Source organism: Massilia sp. IC2-278, assembly GCF_020708045.1.
In the GTDB taxonomy this organism is placed as follows: domain Bacteria; phylum Pseudomonadota; class Gammaproteobacteria; order Burkholderiales; family Burkholderiaceae_D; genus Telluria.
This window is the reverse complement of the sequence record NZ_JAJFES010000002.1, coordinates 398,660-416,431: the sequence shown is the minus strand read 5'-3', so window position 1 is coordinate 416,431 and position 17,772 is coordinate 398,660. Positions and strand designations below refer to the sequence as shown.

Sequence of the window (17,772 nt, the reverse complement as noted above, 5' to 3'; positions counted from 1 at the left end):
GTTGTGTGATGACGGATGAGAATTCGTCATCGTACACCGCGCGTCAGGCCTGCGGCGGAAACGGTACGGTGGGCGCGGCCGGCGTAGGCACTCCGTGCCCACGCGGAAGCCTGCATAACGTTGGCATTGTTGGAGCCGCGTGGCCCGCATTCTGATGCCGCATCTTAAAGCAGGCGGCTACATTCAAACTCGGCCAACACGGTGCGACGTTCCGCGTGGGCACGGAGTGCCCACCGTACGGTTGAGGCTGCGTGTCCTTTACGCGCGGCGCTTTTGCTTGCCGCTACCCCCACCCGCATGCCGCTTGCGCGTCGCCGAATTCTGCTGCTGCAACATCGAATCGACCCGCTCCGCCGCTTCGCGCGCCAGCTTCTGCGCTTCCTCGATGCTGGGGAAGAAGTCCGGCTGGCGGTAGCCCAGCCAGGCATAGGCCGAGTACATGCGGCAGGTGTCTTCCACCTCCTGCAAGTTCATGAAGAACAGTTCCTGGGTATGCGGTTGCAGCTTGCAGATCTTCTTCTTGGCCAGCGACAGCGACCAGTGCTCCCAGGCGCTTTGCAGCACCGGCACCTTGGTCGAGATCGGCACCAGCGACAGCATGAACTTCTCGGCCACCGACAGGGGCAGGGTGTCGAGCCATTCGGCACGCTCGTTCTGCTCTTCCGTAATGCGCGGATAGAAAAAGCCGTCCGGCACGTCGATGTTGTGGACGAAGCGCTTCAGCAGTTTCACCAGAGACGTTTCCCCGGTCACCGACGAAATCCGGTGCAATTGTTCCAGCGATGGCGCCACCGCAAACCCGCTGGCCGGCACCGGCGGAATCTTTTCCTTCATCAGCGCGCGCATCACCTCGTGGGTGTCGTCGTCGTAACCGGCAACGAAACCTTCCTCGTGCACGCCATAGCGTCCGGCGCGGCCGGCGATCTGCTTGGCCAGCGCCGCCGAAATCTCTTCTTCCTCGTAGCCGTTGTACTTCACGGCCGTGGTCATCACGATGCGCGCGATCGGCATGTTCAGGCCCATGGCGAGGGCGTCGGTGCCGACCACGATGTCGGCCTGCCCCTCGCGGAAGCGCTCGGCCTGGGCGCGGCGCACTTCGGGCGACAGATTGCCGTAGACGGTGGCCACCGACAGGCCCTTCTCGGTGATCATGTCGCGCCACATCAGCACGTCGCGCCGCGAGAAGGCAATCACGGCATCGCCGCGGCGCAGGTTGCCGAGCTTGCGCACCGGCGACGGTTCCATCGCCAGCGGCGCCATACGTTTCAGCACGTGCACTTCCAAGGACACTTCAAGCCGCTCGGCCAGGGCCTCGATGGCGCGCCGCGCTTCCGGCGCCCCAACCAGGTAGACGGTGCTGGCGGGTGCGCCGCAGACGGCGGCGGTCCAGGCGGCGCCGCGGTCGCGGTCGGACAGCATCTGGATTTCGTCGATCACCGCCACTTCCACCGCTTTTTTCGTATCCAGCATCTCGACCGTGCTGGCAACGTGGGTGCTGCCCTCGGCGATGCGGCGTTCCTCGCCGGTGATCAAACTCACCTTCAATTCCTCGCCGTGCGGACGAGCCGCCTGCAGGCGTTCGTAGTTTTCCAGCGCCAGCAGGCGCAGCGGCGCCAGGTACACGCCGCTGGCGGCTTTCGCCAGCGCTTCCATCGCACGGTGGGTCTTGCCGGAATTGGTCGGCCCAAGCAGGGCGATGAACTTGCGCGGCATGCGGCTGGCGACCTCGAAGGATTCCGGGTACTCGGCCAGGTTGATGCTTTCCTTGGTGCGGGCGGCGTGGCGCTCTTCCTGCTCGCGCTCGATGGCGTGCTCTACGCGCTGGCGGATGCGCTCGAACACGTATTCGGCCGGCTCCGAGGTTTCCAGTTCCTCGAGCACACCGAGGAAGACGCGCGGATCGAAACCGGCGTCGTCGGCCTGCTCGGCGATCTCGGCCACGAATTCCTCGGCATCCATCTGGAGTTCGGCCAGGGCCTTGTCGCCGGTGCGTTCCTCGATCAGGTCGCGCCGCGCCAGCGGGTCCATCTTGCGCCACTTGCTCGGCTTGGCCAGCACGCCGCGCGCCGGCACCAGGGCATAGCGCACGCGCAGGCCGTGGTATTTCACTTCGCCGGAAAAACGCAGGAAGACGCGGCCTTCCATCTTGACCAGCTCGATGCCGCGGTCGGCCAGTTTCAGGTCCTGTACCAGGAAGGCGTCGTCGCCGGTGTCGGAATCGTTATCGGAATGGTCGTTGCGAAAATTGCTCATGTGTGAAAAGGCGATGTCTGGTTGTTACCACTATATCGCGGATGCCGGCGTCGTCCCGTTCCGAAACCTGCCCCGCGCGCCAGTGCACAGGCTCTGTGCATACAAATGTGTTGCAGTCGGCTCAAATATTTGACCAGTTCACATTTGCGTGCAGAATGTTATTTTCCTATAAGAAATTTTCAACTATAGTCTAGCGCTTTAGACCTGCCGCATTCCGTTTGCCGTTCTCCACGGCCCCAAGGACCGCCCCACCATGAAAAATAACCGGATCGGCCTTATCCTCGTCGTTTCCTCGCTGGCCGTCATCGCGCTGGTGGTCTCCCTGCTGCTGAAACGCCAGCATACCGAGCAGCTCGAGCAGCTGCGCGCCCAGGGCCTGGGCACGGTGCGCTCGCTGGCGGTGCTGCCGGCCAGCGTCCTGCTGCCGCCCCAGGGCCAGCCGGGCGTGCTGGCCTCGCTGCTGGCCATGCGCGGCAACCTAGATGTCGCCTACGCCGCCATCAGCGGCGAGGATGGCCGCAACCTGTTCGAGGTGGCCAGCCCCGGCGCCATCGTGCCGCCGGCCGCGCCGCTGGCCCTGGCCAGTTTCGACGAGCGGAGCGTGGCCGCCGGCCAGAACGCACGCGCGATCCGCGAATTCCGAGGTCCGCTCGCCAGCCAGGACGGGCGCCTGCAGCTGCGCATCGGCTACTTCGAACCGCAGGGCCCCTTCGACCTGAAGGACTTGCCCTTCTACGCCTTGATCGCGCTGGCCGTGTTCCTGCTGGTGCCCCTGATCTACATCGTGATCAAGCGCGAGATGGCGCCGCTGGCCGCCCTCGGCGAACAGCTCAAGACCCTCGGCGCGGCCCAGGCCCAGGCCCAATCCGCGTCCGAGCTGGACGCGGGGCAGGACGTGCGCGGCCTGGCCGGCAAGCTCAATCGCTACCTGGACCATACCAGCGCCCGCATCCGCGAGCTGGAACAGGACAGCATCGCCAGCATGGCCAGCGGCCGCCTGCTCGAATACGGCAGCAACAAGATGCAGGCGGTGCTGCAATGCCTGCCCGACGGCCTGCTGGTGCTCGATCCGGCCGGCGAAGTGACGTTTGCCACCGGGAAGATCGAACCCCTGCTCGGCGTGCCGGTGGCCGAGGTGCTGTCGCAACCGGTGGAGGCCTGGTGCCGCGACCCGGAACTGCGCGCGATGCTGGCGCGCTTTCGCGGCGCCGGACAGGATGCGCGCAGCCAGATGACGATCGAATTCAATCCGCTCGGGGTGCCGGGCAAGCGCCTGTGGGCCACGGCCCAGGCCCTGACCGGGCACTCGATGGCCTACGGCACCCTGGTGGTGCTGCGCGACGCCACCCGCGAACACCTGGCGCGCCAGGCCGGCAACGACTTCGTGGCCCACGTGGCGCACGAACTGAAGTCGCCGCTGAACGTGATCGGCATGTATGGCGAGATGCTGGCCGACGTCGGCATCGACGACCCGGCCGTGCGCGTGGAAGCCATCAACGTGATCCAGGACGAGGTCGAGCGCATGACTTCGCTGGTGAACAACCTGCTCAACGTGAGCAAGCTCGAGATGGGCAGCATGCGCCCCGAGCGCCACCGCGTGAAACTCGACGATCTGCTGCGCGACGCCTGGCAGCAGGCGCGTTCGCGCGCCGACGCGAAGAACATCCGCCTCGACCTGCAAGTGGCGCGCGACCTGGCCGCGGTATCGGTCGACAAGGACATGTTCCGCATCGCCCTGAACAATTTGCTGAACAACGCCATCAAGTACAACGGCGCCGGCGGCAGCGTGACCCTGAGCGCGGAAGAGGGCGACAGCGACGTCGTCATCGCCGTGCGCGACAGCGGCATCGGCATGACGCCGGAAGACCGCGAGCGCGTGACGGAAAAGTTCTTCCGCGTGCGCGAGACCGGCGAGGAGCAGCGCGGCGGCCACGGCCTGGGCCTGTACCTGAGCAACCAGATCGTCGAACTGCACCATGGCCGCCTGACCATCGAGAGCGAACTCGGACACGGCAGCGTGTTCTCCATCCACCTGAAGAAAATGCCGGCACTGGCAGAAGGAAGCCAAGTCCTATGAAGAAATCGATCTTGCTGGTGGACGACGAACCGCACGTGATCCGCGTGCTGCGCCTGATGCTGGAACGCGAAGGCTTTGAGGTGGCCAGCGCCAACGACGGGGTCGAGGCCCTCGACAAGATGGCCGCGCGCCGCCCCGACGTGATGGTGAGCGACATCCAGATGGCCGGCATGGACGGCCGCGAACTGTGCCGCACCGCGCGTGCGCGCTATCCCGACGAATCCTTTCCGATCTTCGTGATGACCTCGATGACGGCATCGCAGGAGCGCGAATGGGTGCGCGAACTGGCGAACGTCGAGTTCCTCGAAAAGCCGCTCAGCCCGCGCCAGCTGATCGCCCGCCTCACCACCTACTTCACCAACGCGGCCACGCAGGAGAACCCGCATGCATGATGTCCTGAACGACCTCGACTTTTCCCGCCATGCGCGCTGGCTGCGCCGCACCACCGGCGTCGACTACGACTTCGCGGTCTGCGGGCCGGATGGCGCCGTGCGCTGGCAGCAGCAGGCCGGCAGCGACATCGGCGCCTGGATCGCCGCGAGCATGGCGGCCGGCCTGGCCTGGGCCCAGGACGGCGACGGCATGCAGCGCCACGACCGCGACGGCGCCACGCTGCTCTACATGGCCATGCACGGCAAGACCGGCCTGCTCGGCTACCTGGCGGTGCGGGTCGATGCCGTGGCCGAGGCGCCCACCGCCTGGGACGCGCTGGCCGAAACCTTCGAGGACATCGGCGCCGGCATTGGCGACGAAGTGGCATCGCGGCGCGAGCTCGACTCGATGGCGATCGAACTCTCCGAACGCTACGAGGAACTGCACCTGGTCTACGCCATCGACAAGACCGTGCAGCAGCTCGAACCCGGCGCCGACCTGTTCCAGCGCCTGCTGGGGAGCTGGGCCGAGCACATGGACGCCGACGTCGCCGCCTTCGTGAAACCGGGCGAAAACCTGTGCGTGCACGCGACCAACCTGTCGGCGCCGATCCACAACCTGGACCTGGTGCTGGTCGAGATGCGCGGCGACTTGTACCGCTTTACCCATTCGGCACGCGCCCCGATCGTCATCAACGACGTGAACGACCCGCGCCGCGCCTACATCTTCACCGACCTGCCTTTTAAACTGCTGTGCTGCCCGGTGATCCACGACCGCAGCGTGGTGGCGATCCTGGTGCTGGCGAACCACCTGGCAAAACCCGACTTTTCGAACAGCGACCGTAAACTCGGCGAGCTGCTGGCCAACCAGCTGTCGGGCCTCTCCAAGATGTACGGCATGCTGGCCGAAACCCAGAAGTTCAACGACCAGATGGCGAACGCCCTGATCGAAGCGGTGGAAGCGAAGGACCCGTACACGCGCGGCCACTCCGAACGCGTGCACTACATCACCATGGAAATCGGCAAGGCGATGAACCTCGGCACGCGCGACACCGACGACCTGTTCTGGGGCTCGCTGCTGCACGACGTCGGCAAGATCGGCATCCCCGACGCGGTGCTGTGCAAGCCGGGCCGCTTAACAAGCGACGAGTTCACCTTCATCAAGGTGCACCCCGAGCGCAGCTACGAAATCCTGCGCCACATCGACCGCCTGAAGGGCGCGGTGCCGGGCGCGCGCCACCACCAGGAAAAGTACGACGGCACCGGCTACCCGCATGGCCTGAAGGGCAACGACATTCCGCTGCATGCGCGCATCATCGCCGTGGCCGACACCTACGACTCGATCACCAGCTCGCGCGCCTACCGCGCCGGCCGCAGCCACGAAGTGGCGATGGCGGAAATCGCACGCGTGGCCGGCAGCCAGCTCGACCCGACCATCATCAAGGTATTCGAGGAAGTCTGCGCCGCCGAGCCTGAATGGATCGCGCGCTTCAACATCGCACGCGATTTACCACAGCAGGCGGCATAAGGCATGAGCGATGCCGTCACCCGCAGCCGCATCGGCTCGATGACCTACCTGGCGCCGTCGATGGCGCTGGTGGCCGCCGACGCCGTGGATGCGGTGGACAACGCCATCAACGAATGCATCGCCCAGCACCAGGTCAGCATCGTGCTCGACCTGGGCAAGGTGGCGCTGCTCTCGGGCCGCGCGCTGGAAATGATGACGCGCGCCGCCAGCCGCCTGGGCGCACTCGGCGGCTGGCTGAAGCTGGCTTATCCGAGCCCGCTGCTGCTCGACATCCTGAACGTGACCGGCGTGTCCGACAAGGTGGCGCTGTACGACGCACCGCAGGCGCCATCGAAAGCGCCGCGCGGCGCCGGCCAGCCGAAGCTGGGCGATATCCTGGTCGAACGCGGCGTCGTCACCGCCGCCCAGGTGGCGGAAGCGGCGCGCCTGCAGGAGCAGACCGGCAAGCGCATGGGCCTGATCATGGTCGAGAAGAAGTGGCTTACCGAAGCGGCGCTGTTCCAGGCCCTGGCCGAGCAGCTCGACTTGCCTTTTGTCAGCCTGCGCGCCGGCCTGTACGACCCGGTGGCCGTCTCGCTGCTGGAACGCGACGTGGCCAAGCGCCTGAACGTGATTCCGCTGTTCGTGGTCGAGAACACGCTGACGCTGGCCACGGGCGAACCGCAGGCGGTGCACAGCATCGACGAGATTCGCGCCCGCACCGGTTGCCGCATCCGCGTGGCGATGGCGCCGCCGGCGGACATCAACCGCGTGCGCGACGATGCCTACGGCGGCACCATGCCGGACTTTATCCACAGCGAGGCGAACGACCTGGAACTGGTGGACAGCCAGATCCCGGACGACTACACGCAGATCGACCAGATGGCCGGCGCCAGCCCCGTCATCAACATGGTCAACGCCGTGATCCAGCGCGCCATCCACGACAACGCCAGCGACATCCACATCGAGATTTCGCGCAACAAGTCGCGCATCCGCCTGCGTATCGACGGCATCCTGTACGAAGTGATGTCGCCGCGCGTGGAACTGCATCCGGCCATCGTCTCGCGTTTGAAGGTGATGGCCCACCTCGACATCGCCGAGCGGCGCCTGCCGCAGGACGGCCGCATCCAGGTGATGACCCAGGGCCGCACGGTCGACCTGCGCTTCTCTTCGCTGCCCGGCATCTACGGCGAAAAGGTGGTGCTGCGCGTGCTGGATAAAAACCAGTCGATCCTGGACGTGGACAAGCTGGGCATGGAGCGCGGCACGGTCGAGACCTTCAAGCGCCTGCTCGGGCGCAGCCACGGGCTGATCCTGGTCACCGGCCCCACCGGCAGCGGCAAGACCACGTCCCTGTACGCGGCGATCAACTACCTGAAGAGCATCGAGAAGAACATCGTCACGATCGAGGACCCGGTCGAGTACCAGCTGGACATCATCAACCAGAACCAGGTGAACGATGCCATCGGCCTGACCTTCCCGAAGATCCTGAAGCACGTGCTGCGCCAGGACCCGGACATCATCATGGTCGGCGAAATCCGCGACCGCCAGACCGCGGAGATCGCGGTGCAGGCGGCGCTGACCGGGCACCTGGTGCTCACCACCCTGCACACCAACGACACCCTGGGTGCGGTGGCGCGCCTGGTGGAGATGGGCGTCGAGCCCTACCTGCTGTCGTCGGCGCTGATCGGCGTGATGGCGCAGCGCCTGGTGCGCCGCATCTGCCCGGCCTGCAAGACCGGCTACCTGGTGCCGCCCGGCGCGGCCCTGGCCTACGGCTGGAAGGGCGAGGGCAACCTCAAGCTGCAAAAGGGCCGCGGCTGCCCGTCCTGCTACGACTCGGGCTACAAGGGGCGCCTGGGCATCTACGAACTGCTGGAAGTGGGTTCGGATTTGCAGCGCATGATCGTGGCGAATGCCAGCAAGGATGCGCTAGTCCAGCACGTGGCCGGCAAGGGTCACCGCGATCTGTACGCCGACGGCATGGAGCGCGCCTTTGGCGGCGACACCACGCCCGAGGAAATCGCACGCGTCGTGCATTCGCTGTAAAGGGAGCCAAGGATGGCAATCGAATGGGATGACGCGGAGGCCGCATCTTCGTCAACGCCGGCATCGGCTTCGGCACCGGCGCCGAAGCGCGCCGCCTTTGCCTTTGGCGGCGAAGCCCGCATCGGCAGCGCCGACCGCGTGCTCTTCACCGAACGCCTGGTGCTGCTGCTGGAAACCGGCGTCGCCCTGCACGACGCCCTGCGCGCGCTGCACGAGCAGAGCGACAAGCCGCGCCTGAAGGCCATCATCGGCCAGGTGGCGGACGACATCGTCGGCGGCGAGCGTTTTTCCGAGGCGCTGGCCAAGCACCCGGAGTTGTTCCCGTCCACCTACATCAATTTGATCGGCGCCAGCGAGGCCGGCGGCTTCCTGCCCGAGGTGCTCGAACAGCTGGTCGACATGGACGAGAAACAGGAAAGGCTGCGCAGCACCATCGTATCGGCGCTGTCCTATCCCGGTTTCCTGATCGTGTTTTCGGTGCTCGTGGTGCTGTTCATCCTGGTGGTCGTGTTCCCGAAATTCTCGGTGATGTTCGGCTCGATCTACGCCGAGCTGCCGTTCACCACCAAGATTTTTATTGGCGCCAGTAACTTCCTGATCCAGCATGGCGTGGTCTTCGGCGTGCTTGTCCTCGGCCTGGCCGGCGCGGCGCTGGTGGCCCTGCGCCGCCCGGACGCGCGCCTCTGGCTCGACCGCGCCAAGCTGCGCCTGCCCTACGTAAAAGACATCTTCATCAAGATTTACCTGACGCGCCTGATGCGCGTGATGGGCATTTCGCTCGAACGCGGCGTGACCATCCTCGACACGCTGGGCGCCTGCCGCAACGTGATCCCGAACGCCGAGTTCCAACGCTTTTTGGGCGAGCTCGAGGTGCAGGTGACCGAAGGGCGGGGCATTGCCGCCGGCTTTCGCGACAGCCCGCTGATTCCCAGCAGCGTGAAGCAGATGATCGACACCGGCGAAGCCACCGGCTCGCTGGGCAAGGTGATGGCGCGTGTCGCCGACTTCTACGAACGCGACCTGACGCGCCAGCTGAACCGCCTGGCGAAGATGGCCGAACCGGTGATGCTGATGGTGATGGGCGTGCTGGTGGGGACGATTGTGACCTCGATCATCCTGCCGATTTTCAAAATGTCACGCGCGGTTCACTGAAAAGCAACAATTTGCAAAAGTTAATGCGCGGTGGCAATTAAAATGCTTGCCGTTCATGTTACTCTTCGTTGCCACACGTTAAGAATTTGCCGTTAAGCAAACGCTCCTTAACCCATCCACTTACTAAAATGACCACTATCATTCGCCAATACGCCGCCAAAGGCTTCACGCTCATCGAGCTCCTGATCGTCGTGATCATCATCGCCATCCTGGCGGCGATTGCGATTCCGCAGTTTTCGAATACCTCGGGCGATGCCCAGGAATCGGCCGCCCTGGCCAACCTGACTACGATGCGCTCGGCGATTGAACTCTACCGTGTCCAGCACAACGGCCGTTATCCATCGAAGGCGCCGGTGACCGGTAGCACCGCACCAACCTGCCCGGATAGTGGCGGTGGCTCGACGGCGGACAACAACGCCACCACCTTCACCGACCAGTTGACCAAGTACAGCAGCCTGAGTGGCCACACCTGCGCAACTGCCGCCGCCGGCTACAGCTTTGGCCCGTACATTCGCGCGATCCCGTCCGAGCCGATCACCGGCTCGAATGCGGTTGTCGTCGCCACGGCAGCGACGGCAACGCCGACGCCTGGCGCGGCCACCGTTGGCTGGCGCTTCGTCAACGACACTGGCACGCTGCAGATCAACAGCAGCAACATGGCACGTGACGGCACGACTGCCTTGTCGGCAAAATAAACACAGCCGGGCCATGGTGACGGTTTGCCCTGCCCTTCGGTATGCAGGTGTTACCTTGGCCGAGATGCTGGTGGTCGTTGCCATTCTCGGCGTCGCGGCCGCCATCGTCGTTCCCAAGGCCGATCCGCAGGCCGACTTTGCCGCTGACGCGGCCGCCGGCGACATCGCCCAGGCCGTGCGCTTCGCCCAACGAGAGGCGGTGCGCACCGGTACCTACCAGATCGTCGTCGTCGATGCCGCCAGCCAGGCCCTACGCGTCTACCAGCCGGCAGCTTCCGGCAGCGGCACCACGGCGGCCCACCCCATCGACAAGCGCGATTACCAGTTCAATTTTTCCAGGGACGGCATGCCGCTGGCAACCGTCGTCAGTTCCGTATTCAAGTACCAGAGCGGCGCGGTGACCAACGGCGCCTATTTCGGTCCGGACGGCGTGCCGGTCGATATCGCCCCCGCCAAGATACTCGGCCTGCCGCTCGGCCTGCTGCTGGGTACCAAGGATATCTCCCCGCTGAAGGAAGAAGCCCGCATCACCATCCGCTACGGCAATGCCGAACGCGTGGTGCGCGTGGCGCCGGTCACCGGGCGGGTGAGCCTGTGACGGCGCGCCTGCGCCAGCATGGCTTCTCGTTCATGGAAGTCATGGTCGCCGTACTCGTGCTGGCGATCTGCGCGGTGCCGATGATGGACGCGCTGACGAACGGCCTGATGGTATCGGCCGCCAGCGTCGACAAGGCACGCGAACTGCGCTGCATGAAGAACACGATGGAAGCGATCCTGGCCGAACCCTACCAGACGCTGTGGCTGGCTGCCGCGCAGGACAATGCGGCCAGCTACGCATTGCCCGCCGATGCCGCCTGCGCCGGCGTCACGCGCCAGCTCGTCATTTCGCTGTGCGAGCAGACTGGTACGAACACCGTGTTCCTGACTTCCGGCAGCGCCCAGAACCGGCGCGAGGCGGCCATGCTGCATATCGCCCTCAGTTCCGACAAGGGCTATTCTTTCACCACGATGGTGGCGCGGTGACCCGGCGCCTCCTGCGTGCGCGCGGCCTGAGCCTGGCCGAACTGCTGCTCGGGCTGGCCATCGGCGCACTGGTGCTGGCGCCTTTGGGGCCGATGCTGCAAAGCGCCGGCGCCGCCGCGCGCGTGGCCGCCGACCAGGTGGCGCTGGAACGCGACGCCGACTTCGCCCTCGACCGCATCGCCGCGCGCATCCGCAGCACCGCCGCCGGTCCCGCCCTGACCGACAAACCCAGCAGCGAATGGCTGAAACCAGCCGTCTACAGCGTGGCCGACGGCATGCTGGTCGAGCAGCAAGGCAAGGACAGCTATGTGTTGGCTGAATCGGTGAACAGCTTTTCCCTCACCGCGTCCAGTACCGAAGCCGGCCAGCCGCTGCTGACCGTGCGCCTGGACCTGGCGCGCGGCAGCGCCAGCACCAGCACCGCCGCCAGCGTGCGTATGGGGTCCGACCTGTGACGGCCGCCATGCCCCAGCGCGGCATTCTGCTGCTGCCCGTGGCACTGACGCTGGCCGTGATCGGCGCGCTCGCGTATACGATGGCGCGCGAAGGCAGCATGAACGTGTCCACTGTCGATGCCCAGTACGACGTCGAGGTGGCGCGCTACCTCGCCGCCAGCGGTCTGCAAGTGGCCAAATGGCGCGGCTCGGTCGACGATTGCGACGACGACGAAGCCGCCTACGGCACCTTGAAACTCCCCGGCGGCAGCGTCACCGTCGGCAGCGCTAGGGAAAGCAAGGGCATCCTCACCGTCAGCATCACCGCCACCACTGAGCGCAAGTCGGTAGTGGCGCTCACGCGCGCCATGCAGATGATCGACCTGGACAACCCGAAGGCGGCGACCTTCATCGGCAAGGGCGACGAGGACACCACCATCGTCAAGAACGGCACGGTCAACCTGGCGAACGCCGACACCCTCACCGCCACCGAGGACGCGGCGCATCCGCTAATACTGTTCAAGCTGTCGCCGGAACTGGACCGCGCCTCGATCATCCAGGCCGACCTCAAGCTCACCAAAAAATCGGGCAACAACAGCCAGCCGGGCCGCCTGCTGTCGGTGCACCGCCTCACCCGCGAGTGGACCAAGAACGCAAGCTGGACCAGCCCGCGCGGCGATGCCACGCCCTGGGCGACTCCGGGCGGCGACTACGTGGAAACGCCTGCCGCCAGCGTCGTCATCGATCCGGGCAGCGGCGCCTACAACGGCACCTACACCTTGCGCATCGACACCCTGGTGCAGGGCTGGGCCAGCAATGCCAAGACCAACTACGGCCTGCTGCTGAAACCGACAGCGCTGTCGAACGTCCCCTTCATCAGCTTCGACGGTTCGAACAAGCCCGAACTGTCCCTGCGCTATTACAAGCGCTGTACCTGATCCACACCACTGGCCATGAATACACCTGCCTTCACCCTCGCCGGCAACGTCGCCAGCGCCTGGTCCTGCCTCGATTTCGGGGCGCCGGAGCTGCGCGCCTATGCTGCCCCCGTCATCACCCGCGAAACCCGGCGCGGCGTGGCCCTGCTCAGCCTGGTCGCCCTGCTGTTCCTAGGCCTGGCCGCCGCCATGTCGGCCGCGTTCGACCTCGGCAGCGCCTACACCTACACCTATTCGCTGCTGTGCCTGCTGGCCCTGCACGTCTACCTGTCGAGCGCGAAGGTCGAGCAGCTGCGCGCCCTGTATCTGCTGGCGACGCTGCTGCTGGTGGTCTGCGGTTCCTCGCTGGTGCTGCTGGCGCAGCGCTCGGGCCAGCTGCACGCCATGCTGCTCCTGAGCGTAGCGGTGCTGATCATGCTGGTGCCGGTCGTGCCCTGGGGCCTGCGCGAAGCGGCGGCGACCACCGGCGCCATCTACCTGATGTTCACGGTCTCGACCTGGCTGGGCCGCTACCGCTTCGCCGCGCTCGACCTGTGGGTGCTGCAATGCCTGATGCTGGTGGCCGCGGTGATCTCGCTGGCCCTGGTGGCGCGCGCCCTGCAGCTGCGCAAGCACGACCTGGCGCTGCGCTTTCACCTGGAGCAAGCCCAGCGCGAGCTAACCGAGCTGGCCAACCGCGACCACCTGACCGGCGCCTGGAACCGGCGCCACATCGAACGCGACTTCGAGCACGCGCTGGCGCGCCACCGTGCGCTGGGCGCCGACAGCTGGTTCGCCCTGTTCGACATCGACCGCTTCAAGGCCATCAACGACAACCACGGCCACGGCTGCGGCGACGCGGTCCTGCGCGCGGTGCAGGCCGCCTTTGCCCACCTCGACGGCGAGGCCGAATACCTGGCGCGCCTGGGCGGCGACGAATTCGCGCTGCTGATGTACGGCGCCGGCACGCCGGCGCGCATCGAAGCGGCGCTGGCCAAGGTGGCGGACGGCACGCTGCTCGCGGGTTTCGCTTCGGATATCGCTCCGGGTTTGGCGCCGACCGTCAGCCTGGGCCTGGTGCGCCTGCCGGCGCAGGGCCTCCTTTTCGACGCCGCCTACAAGGCAGCCGACGAGTTGCTGTACGCGGCCAAGCACGCCGGCGGCAACGCGATCCGCAGCAGCACGGAAGGCGGCAACGCATGAAGGCCTGGCTCGCATCGCTGAAGGAGCGCGGCGCCGCGGCGCCGGCGCCGATCGGCCTCGACTTCGCGGCCCAGCGCCTGAACCTGCTGCAGGCCATGCCGTCGCCGGCAGGGCCAGGCGTGCGCGCAGCCGTCTCGCTGCCCTACCCGGTGGAGCGTGCGCAGCTGCTGGCCGATGCGCCGCGCCTGAAGCGCTTCGTGCGCGACGCCCTGCACGCCGCGCCGTTTGCCGGACGGCGCGTGGTGTCGGTGCTGGCGCCGAGCGAAGTGCGGATCCTGCCGCTGACGGTGCACGTGCCGAACGGGCAGAACGAAGGGCAGGCGGTAGCCAAGGCCGTGCGCGAGCAGCTCGGTGCGGCCGCCGCCGAATCGGTGGTCGATTACTACCAGGTGCGCAGCGTGGAGGCGGCGGGATCGGAACGCCAGGTGCTGGCGGCGGTGGCGGCGTCGAAGAACGTGCTGGCCTACCTGGACACCCTGCGCGGCGCCGGCCTGGAGCCGGTGGCGCTCGACATCGGCCCGGCCGCGATCGCGCGCCTGCTGGCGGCAATGCAGGAAGACTTCGACCAGTCGGTCCTCCTGATTAACTTCGGCGCCAGCAAGAGCTATCTGACCGTGATCTGGGGCCGGCGCCTGATGCTCGACCGCGAGATCGACTTCGGCGAGCAGCAGCTGGTCGAGCGCCTGTCGCGCGCGCTGGGGCTGGACAACGAGGTGGCGCTGGCGCTGCTGCGCGAGCACGGCATCGGCACCCCGGCCGGCGCTCCCCAGGGCGGCGGCGCCCAGCCCGACATCGGCCGTACCGTGCGCGAGATCCTGTACCAGGAATTCGCGGCGCTGGCCGAGGAGCTGGTGCGCACCCAGGTGTACGTGGCGTCGCGCACGCGCGGCAGCAGCATCAGCCGCGTCTACCTGAACGGCAGCGTGGCGCGCTACCGCCACATCGGCGAGCGCATCGGCGAACTGGTGCGCCTGCCGGTCGAGCTGCTCGATCCGTTCAAGGCTTTCCATGGCGCGCCGGGGGCGGCGGTGGGCGAGGCGCACGCCATCGCCCTGGCCGCCGGCCTGGCGCTGCGGGGAGGCGCCCGTGGCTGATATCGACATGATCCCGCGCAGCTGGCGCGAAGGCCTGCGCGTGCGCCGTACCCTGGCCGCCTATGGCGCGGCGCTGGCGGCGCTGCTGCTCGTGGGCGGCGGCGCCAGCGCCTTTTTGCACTGGCGCCTGGCGGTGGAAACGCCGCGCCTGGAACAGGAGCGCGCCGCTTCGCTGCAGGCCGGCGCCATGCGCACCCAGCTCACGGGTGCGCAGGCACGCAAGGATGCGCTGGCCGAGAACCTGGATGCGCTGGCCGGCCTGCGCGGCACCGGCGAAGTGGCGGCGCTGGCGCAGGTGCTCGACCATGCCCTGAACGAGCGGGTCTGGTTCCAGACCTTGCGCCTGGCGCGCACCCAGGAAACCCTGCAGGCGCCGCCGTCGCCGCTGCCGCCGGGCACGGTGCAGGCACGCGCGCTGCAGACCGGCACGCCCCAGGCCTGGCGCCTCGGCACCCAGGTCGAGATCACCGGCGGCGCGCTCGACGACGCGGCGATGACGGCCTTCCTCGCCGCCCTCGCCGCCGACCCGGCGCTGTCGGAGGTGCGCTTCCTGAACAGCAGTACCGCCGCGGAAGAAGAGGGCGGCGCCGTCGGCTTCAGCGCTTCCGCATCGCTCGTCAAACGCCAGGAGGCGCCATGAATCCCGACTGGATCCGCAAGGCCGCCGCGCTGCCGGCGCGCCAGCTGCACCTGGCCGGCGCCGGCCTGCTGCTGATCGCCGGCGCCGCGCTCTGGTTCTATGCGCTGCGCGCGCCGCTGACGGCCCTGCGCGCGGTACGCGCCGAACAGGCGCAGCTGGCGCAGGCGGCCGGCGATCCGCGCCTGCTCGCCGCCCAGTTGGCCCAGCTGGCCGCCGACAGCCGGCAACTGGAGAAGCGGCTGGGCGCCGGGCCAGGCAACGCATCGGCACAAACGTCGGCACAAACCTCGGCCCAAGCCCAGGTGCGCCTGGTCGGCAGCCTCGGTGCGCTGGCGCGCGAACAGGGCGTGACCGTGCACGGCGTCGCGCCGGCGCCCGACGAGATGGCGCTCGGCTTCGTGCGCCTGGGCTTCGACGTCGACGCCAGCGGCCCGTATGGCGCCCTGCTGGCCTGGATGAACGCGATCGAGCGTTCGCAGCCGAACCTGTCGATCGCCGGCTTCGACATGCGCACCGGCACCGCGCCCGGCCAGGTAGCCATCCGCATCCGCATCGCGGCTTACCAGACCCAGGAGAACGCGCCGTGAAACGCTTCCTTTTCGTGATCGCTATCGCCTGCTTGCCGCCGTTGCTGGATGTGGCGCAAGCCCAGCCGCTGCGCGATCCGTTCGCACGCCCGGCGCCCGCGGCACGGGTGGTACAGGCGCCGGACGCCGCCGAGCCGGCGCAGGAACCCGCGCCGCCGCCAGCGCCCCAGCTGCGCGCCGTGATGGTCACGCCCGGCCGCGCGCTGGCAAACATCAATGGCCAGATCCTCGCCAGCGGCGAGTGGTTCGGCGACTATCAACTGATCAAGGTGGAGGAACGCGGCGTCACGCTGAAAAAGCGTGGCGTGACCAGCGTCCTGCTGCTGGACGAGAGCCGCAAATGAAGCACATCACACACACCATGGCCGTTCTGCTGGGCGCCGCCGCCCTGGCTGCGAACCCCGCGCACGCCGCAGCGCAACGCACGCCGGCGCAAACGCCGGCCCAGCCGGCCACCGCGGTCTCGTCGACGGTGGCGCCGCTCGGTGCGCCGACCTCCTTTGTGTTCCGCGACACCCCGATCGCCGAGCTGTTCGAGATGATCTCGCGCCACGAGCGCGTCAACATCATGCTCGGCAAGGGCGTCACCGGCAACGTGGCCGTCAGCCTGTACGACATGACGCCGCGCCAGGCGATCTTCGCGATCGCCGAGGCGGGCGGCTACCAGGTGCTCACGCGCGAGAACGGCTACATGATCGTGAACCCGGCCGACGGCGCCGCGGCCGGCGCGCCCGTCTCCGCCAACATGGAAGTGCGCGCGCTGAAGGTGCTGTATTCGGAGCCGCAGCTGGTGGCCGACATCCTGTCCAAGCACGTCAGCCGCGGCGGCAAGGTCACCGTGCTGCCCTCGCGGCGCACCCTGGTGGTGGAAGACACGCCGGAAGGCATGGCGCGCATCGTGGCGCTGCTGCGCGAGATCGACACCCAGCCGCAGCAGATCATGATCGAGGCGAAGATCCTCGAGATCACGCTCGACGAGAACGAGAACTTCGGCATCGAGTGGAACAAGGTCTTCAGCGGCGACGGCGTGAACCGCATCGGCACCAGCCGCCTGCTCGAGCGCACCACGCCCGGGCTGGTGTTCAACTTCGTGAACAACAATGTCGACGTCTTCCTGAACGCGCTGAACAACAAGGGCCGGGTACGCACCCTGGCCACGCCGAAGCTGCTGACCCTGGAAAACCAGGAAGCGACGACGAATATCGGGGACAAGCTGGGCTACCGCGTGACCACCACCATCAACAACGTCACCAGCGAAACCATCGAGTTCCTGGAGACCGGCGTGATCCTGCGCGTGACGCCCTCGGTCGACGCCGATGGCCGCATCGCCCTGCGCGTGCGGCCGGAAGTCAGCTCGGGCACCCTGCTGGGCGGCATCCCGTCGAAGAAGACCACCGAGGTGAACACCCAGCTGGTGGCCGACAACGGGCAATCCATCCTGATCGGTGGCCTGATCAAGGCGACCGCGGGCCAGCGCCGCATCGGCGTGCCGCTGCTGGGCGACGTGCCCGTGGTCGGCAAGCTGTTCTCGAACAACGAGCACTCCGGCACCTCGACCGAGACCATCGTCCTGATCACGCCGCGCATCGTGCCGACCCGGCCAGGCGGCGCCGACATGCAGGAAATCGAACGGGTGCAGCAAGCGGCGGGCGAGATCCAGGGTGCGTTCCAGGGGCCGGCAAAGCTGAAGTGAAGCGGCGTGCCCCAGAACTGACAAGGGAAATTGTCGCCAAACTTTACAGTGGCGGATAACGACTTCTGGTTGTAAAT

Annotated in this window: 17 protein-coding genes; 16 read left to right on the top strand and 1 reads right to left on the bottom strand. The window is 67.1% G+C overall.

Translation table 11 applies throughout. From position 1 onward, the window contains the following. Positions 1-258: 258 nt before the first annotated feature. Positions 259-2,253 carry a helicase-related protein gene (locus LK540_RS06800; protein ID WP_229436336.1) on the bottom strand — a complete coding sequence of 665 codons (1,995 nt, stop codon included), beginning with the start codon at positions 2,251-2,253 and terminating at the stop codon, positions 259-261. 253 nt (positions 2,254-2,506) lie between these two features. Between LK540_RS06800 and LK540_RS06795 the strand changes: the two genes are divergently transcribed. The 16 genes from LK540_RS06795 (at position 2,507) to LK540_RS06720 (ending at position 17,695) form a co-directional block, all read left to right on the top strand. After that, on the top strand, positions 2,507-4,330 hold the full coding sequence (locus LK540_RS06795) for an ATP-binding protein (protein ID WP_229436334.1): 1,824 nt from the start codon (positions 2,507-2,509) through the stop codon (positions 4,328-4,330). Continuing rightward, complete coding sequence (locus tag LK540_RS06790; protein ID WP_229436333.1) at positions 4,327-4,722, top strand: response regulator; 396 nt, start codon at positions 4,327-4,329, stop codon at positions 4,720-4,722. Before LK540_RS06795 ends, LK540_RS06790 begins: the two co-directional genes overlap by 4 nt. Continuing rightward, positions 4,715-6,229, top strand: a complete 1,515-nt coding sequence (locus LK540_RS06785; protein ID WP_229436331.1) for an HD domain-containing phosphohydrolase — start codon at positions 4,715-4,717, stop codon at positions 6,227-6,229. Before LK540_RS06790 ends, LK540_RS06785 begins: the two co-directional genes overlap by 8 nt. Before the next feature lie 3 nt (positions 6,230-6,232). Continuing rightward, on the top strand, positions 6,233-8,257 hold the full coding sequence (locus tag LK540_RS06780; RefSeq protein ID WP_229436329.1) for an ATPase, T2SS/T4P/T4SS family: 2,025 nt from the start codon (positions 6,233-6,235) through the stop codon (positions 8,255-8,257). A gap of 12 nt (positions 8,258-8,269) precedes the next feature. Beyond that, positions 8,270-9,409, top strand: coding sequence for a type II secretion system F family protein (locus tag LK540_RS06775; RefSeq protein WP_229436328.1), 1,140 nt, complete (start codon positions 8,270-8,272; stop codon positions 9,407-9,409). A gap of 128 nt (positions 9,410-9,537) precedes the next feature. Further along, positions 9,538-10,104 carry a prepilin-type N-terminal cleavage/methylation domain-containing protein gene (locus LK540_RS06770; protein WP_229436326.1) on the top strand — a complete coding sequence of 189 codons (567 nt, stop codon included), beginning with the start codon at positions 9,538-9,540 and terminating at the stop codon, positions 10,102-10,104. A 13-nt stretch (positions 10,105-10,117) separates the two neighbouring features. Continuing rightward, a complete protein-coding gene (locus LK540_RS06765) occupies positions 10,118-10,702 on the top strand; it encodes a prepilin-type N-terminal cleavage/methylation domain-containing protein (RefSeq protein ID WP_267498693.1) in 585 nt (194 codons plus the stop codon). Then, a complete protein-coding gene (locus LK540_RS06760) occupies positions 10,699-11,127 on the top strand; it encodes a prepilin-type N-terminal cleavage/methylation domain-containing protein (protein ID WP_229436324.1) in 429 nt (142 codons plus the stop codon). The genes LK540_RS06765 and LK540_RS06760 overlap by 4 nt, the downstream gene beginning before the upstream one ends. Further along, entirely contained in the window at positions 11,124-11,582 is a 459-nt protein-coding gene (locus LK540_RS06755) for a hypothetical protein (RefSeq protein WP_229436322.1), read from the top strand. The genes LK540_RS06760 and LK540_RS06755 overlap by 4 nt, the downstream gene beginning before the upstream one ends. Before the next feature lie 8 nt (positions 11,583-11,590). After that, positions 11,591-12,499, top strand: a complete 909-nt coding sequence (locus LK540_RS06750; RefSeq protein ID WP_229436321.1) for a DNRLRE domain-containing protein — start codon at positions 11,591-11,593, stop codon at positions 12,497-12,499. A gap of 15 nt (positions 12,500-12,514) precedes the next feature. After that, positions 12,515-13,681, top strand: coding sequence for a GGDEF domain-containing protein (locus LK540_RS06745; protein WP_229436319.1), 1,167 nt, complete (start codon positions 12,515-12,517; stop codon positions 13,679-13,681). Next, positions 13,678-14,775 carry a pilus assembly protein PilM gene (gene pilM / locus LK540_RS06740; protein WP_229436317.1) on the top strand — a complete coding sequence of 366 codons (1,098 nt, stop codon included), beginning with the start codon at positions 13,678-13,680 and terminating at the stop codon, positions 14,773-14,775. Before LK540_RS06745 ends, pilM begins: the two co-directional genes overlap by 4 nt. Next, positions 14,768-15,415, top strand: coding sequence for a PilN domain-containing protein (locus LK540_RS25325; protein ID WP_229436316.1), 648 nt, complete (start codon positions 14,768-14,770; stop codon positions 15,413-15,415). Before pilM ends, LK540_RS25325 begins: the two co-directional genes overlap by 8 nt. Further along, the gene (locus LK540_RS06730) at positions 15,412-16,002 is read left to right on the top strand and encodes a GspMb/PilO family protein (RefSeq protein ID WP_229436315.1); all 591 of its coding nucleotides are present in this window, start codon (positions 15,412-15,414) and stop codon (positions 16,000-16,002) included. Before LK540_RS25325 ends, LK540_RS06730 begins: the two co-directional genes overlap by 4 nt. Then, positions 15,999-16,346: a hypothetical protein gene (locus LK540_RS06725; RefSeq protein WP_229436314.1), complete on the top strand. Its 348-nt coding sequence runs from the start codon at positions 15,999-16,001 to the stop codon at positions 16,344-16,346. The genes LK540_RS06730 and LK540_RS06725 overlap by 4 nt, the downstream gene beginning before the upstream one ends. Next, positions 16,343-17,695, top strand: coding sequence for a type II secretion system protein GspD (locus LK540_RS06720; protein ID WP_229436313.1), 1,353 nt, complete (start codon positions 16,343-16,345; stop codon positions 17,693-17,695). Before LK540_RS06725 ends, LK540_RS06720 begins: the two co-directional genes overlap by 4 nt. Positions 17,696-17,772: the final 77 nt, after the last annotated feature.

Excerpts from the sequence above, each read along its gene's own strand:
- LK540_RS06800 (WP_229436336.1), bottom strand. The coding sequence starts at position 2,253 with ATGAGCAATTTTCGCAACGACCATTCCGATAACGATTCCGACACCGGC.
- LK540_RS06795 (WP_229436334.1), top strand. The coding sequence starts at position 2,507 with ATGAAAAATAACCGGATCGGCCTTATCCTCGTCGTTTCCTCGCTGGCC.
- LK540_RS06790 (WP_229436333.1), top strand. The coding sequence starts at position 4,327 with ATGAAGAAATCGATCTTGCTGGTGGACGACGAACCGCACGTGATCCGC.
- LK540_RS06785 (WP_229436331.1), top strand. The coding sequence starts at position 4,715 with ATGCATGATGTCCTGAACGACCTCGACTTTTCCCGCCATGCGCGCTGG.
- LK540_RS06780 (WP_229436329.1), top strand. The coding sequence starts at position 6,233 with ATGAGCGATGCCGTCACCCGCAGCCGCATCGGCTCGATGACCTACCTG.
- LK540_RS06775 (WP_229436328.1), top strand. The coding sequence starts at position 8,270 with ATGGCAATCGAATGGGATGACGCGGAGGCCGCATCTTCGTCAACGCCG.
- LK540_RS06770 (WP_229436326.1), top strand. The coding sequence starts at position 9,538 with ATGACCACTATCATTCGCCAATACGCCGCCAAAGGCTTCACGCTCATC.
- LK540_RS06765 (WP_267498693.1), top strand. The coding sequence starts at position 10,118 with ATGGTGACGGTTTGCCCTGCCCTTCGGTATGCAGGTGTTACCTTGGCC.
- LK540_RS06750 (WP_229436321.1), top strand. The coding sequence starts at position 11,591 with ATGCCCCAGCGCGGCATTCTGCTGCTGCCCGTGGCACTGACGCTGGCC.
- LK540_RS06745 (WP_229436319.1), top strand. The coding sequence starts at position 12,515 with ATGAATACACCTGCCTTCACCCTCGCCGGCAACGTCGCCAGCGCCTGG.
- pilM (WP_229436317.1), top strand. The coding sequence starts at position 13,678 with ATGAAGGCCTGGCTCGCATCGCTGAAGGAGCGCGGCGCCGCGGCGCCG.
- LK540_RS06730 (WP_229436315.1), top strand. The coding sequence starts at position 15,412 with ATGAATCCCGACTGGATCCGCAAGGCCGCCGCGCTGCCGGCGCGCCAG.
- LK540_RS06720 (WP_229436313.1), top strand. The coding sequence starts at position 16,343 with ATGAAGCACATCACACACACCATGGCCGTTCTGCTGGGCGCCGCCGCC.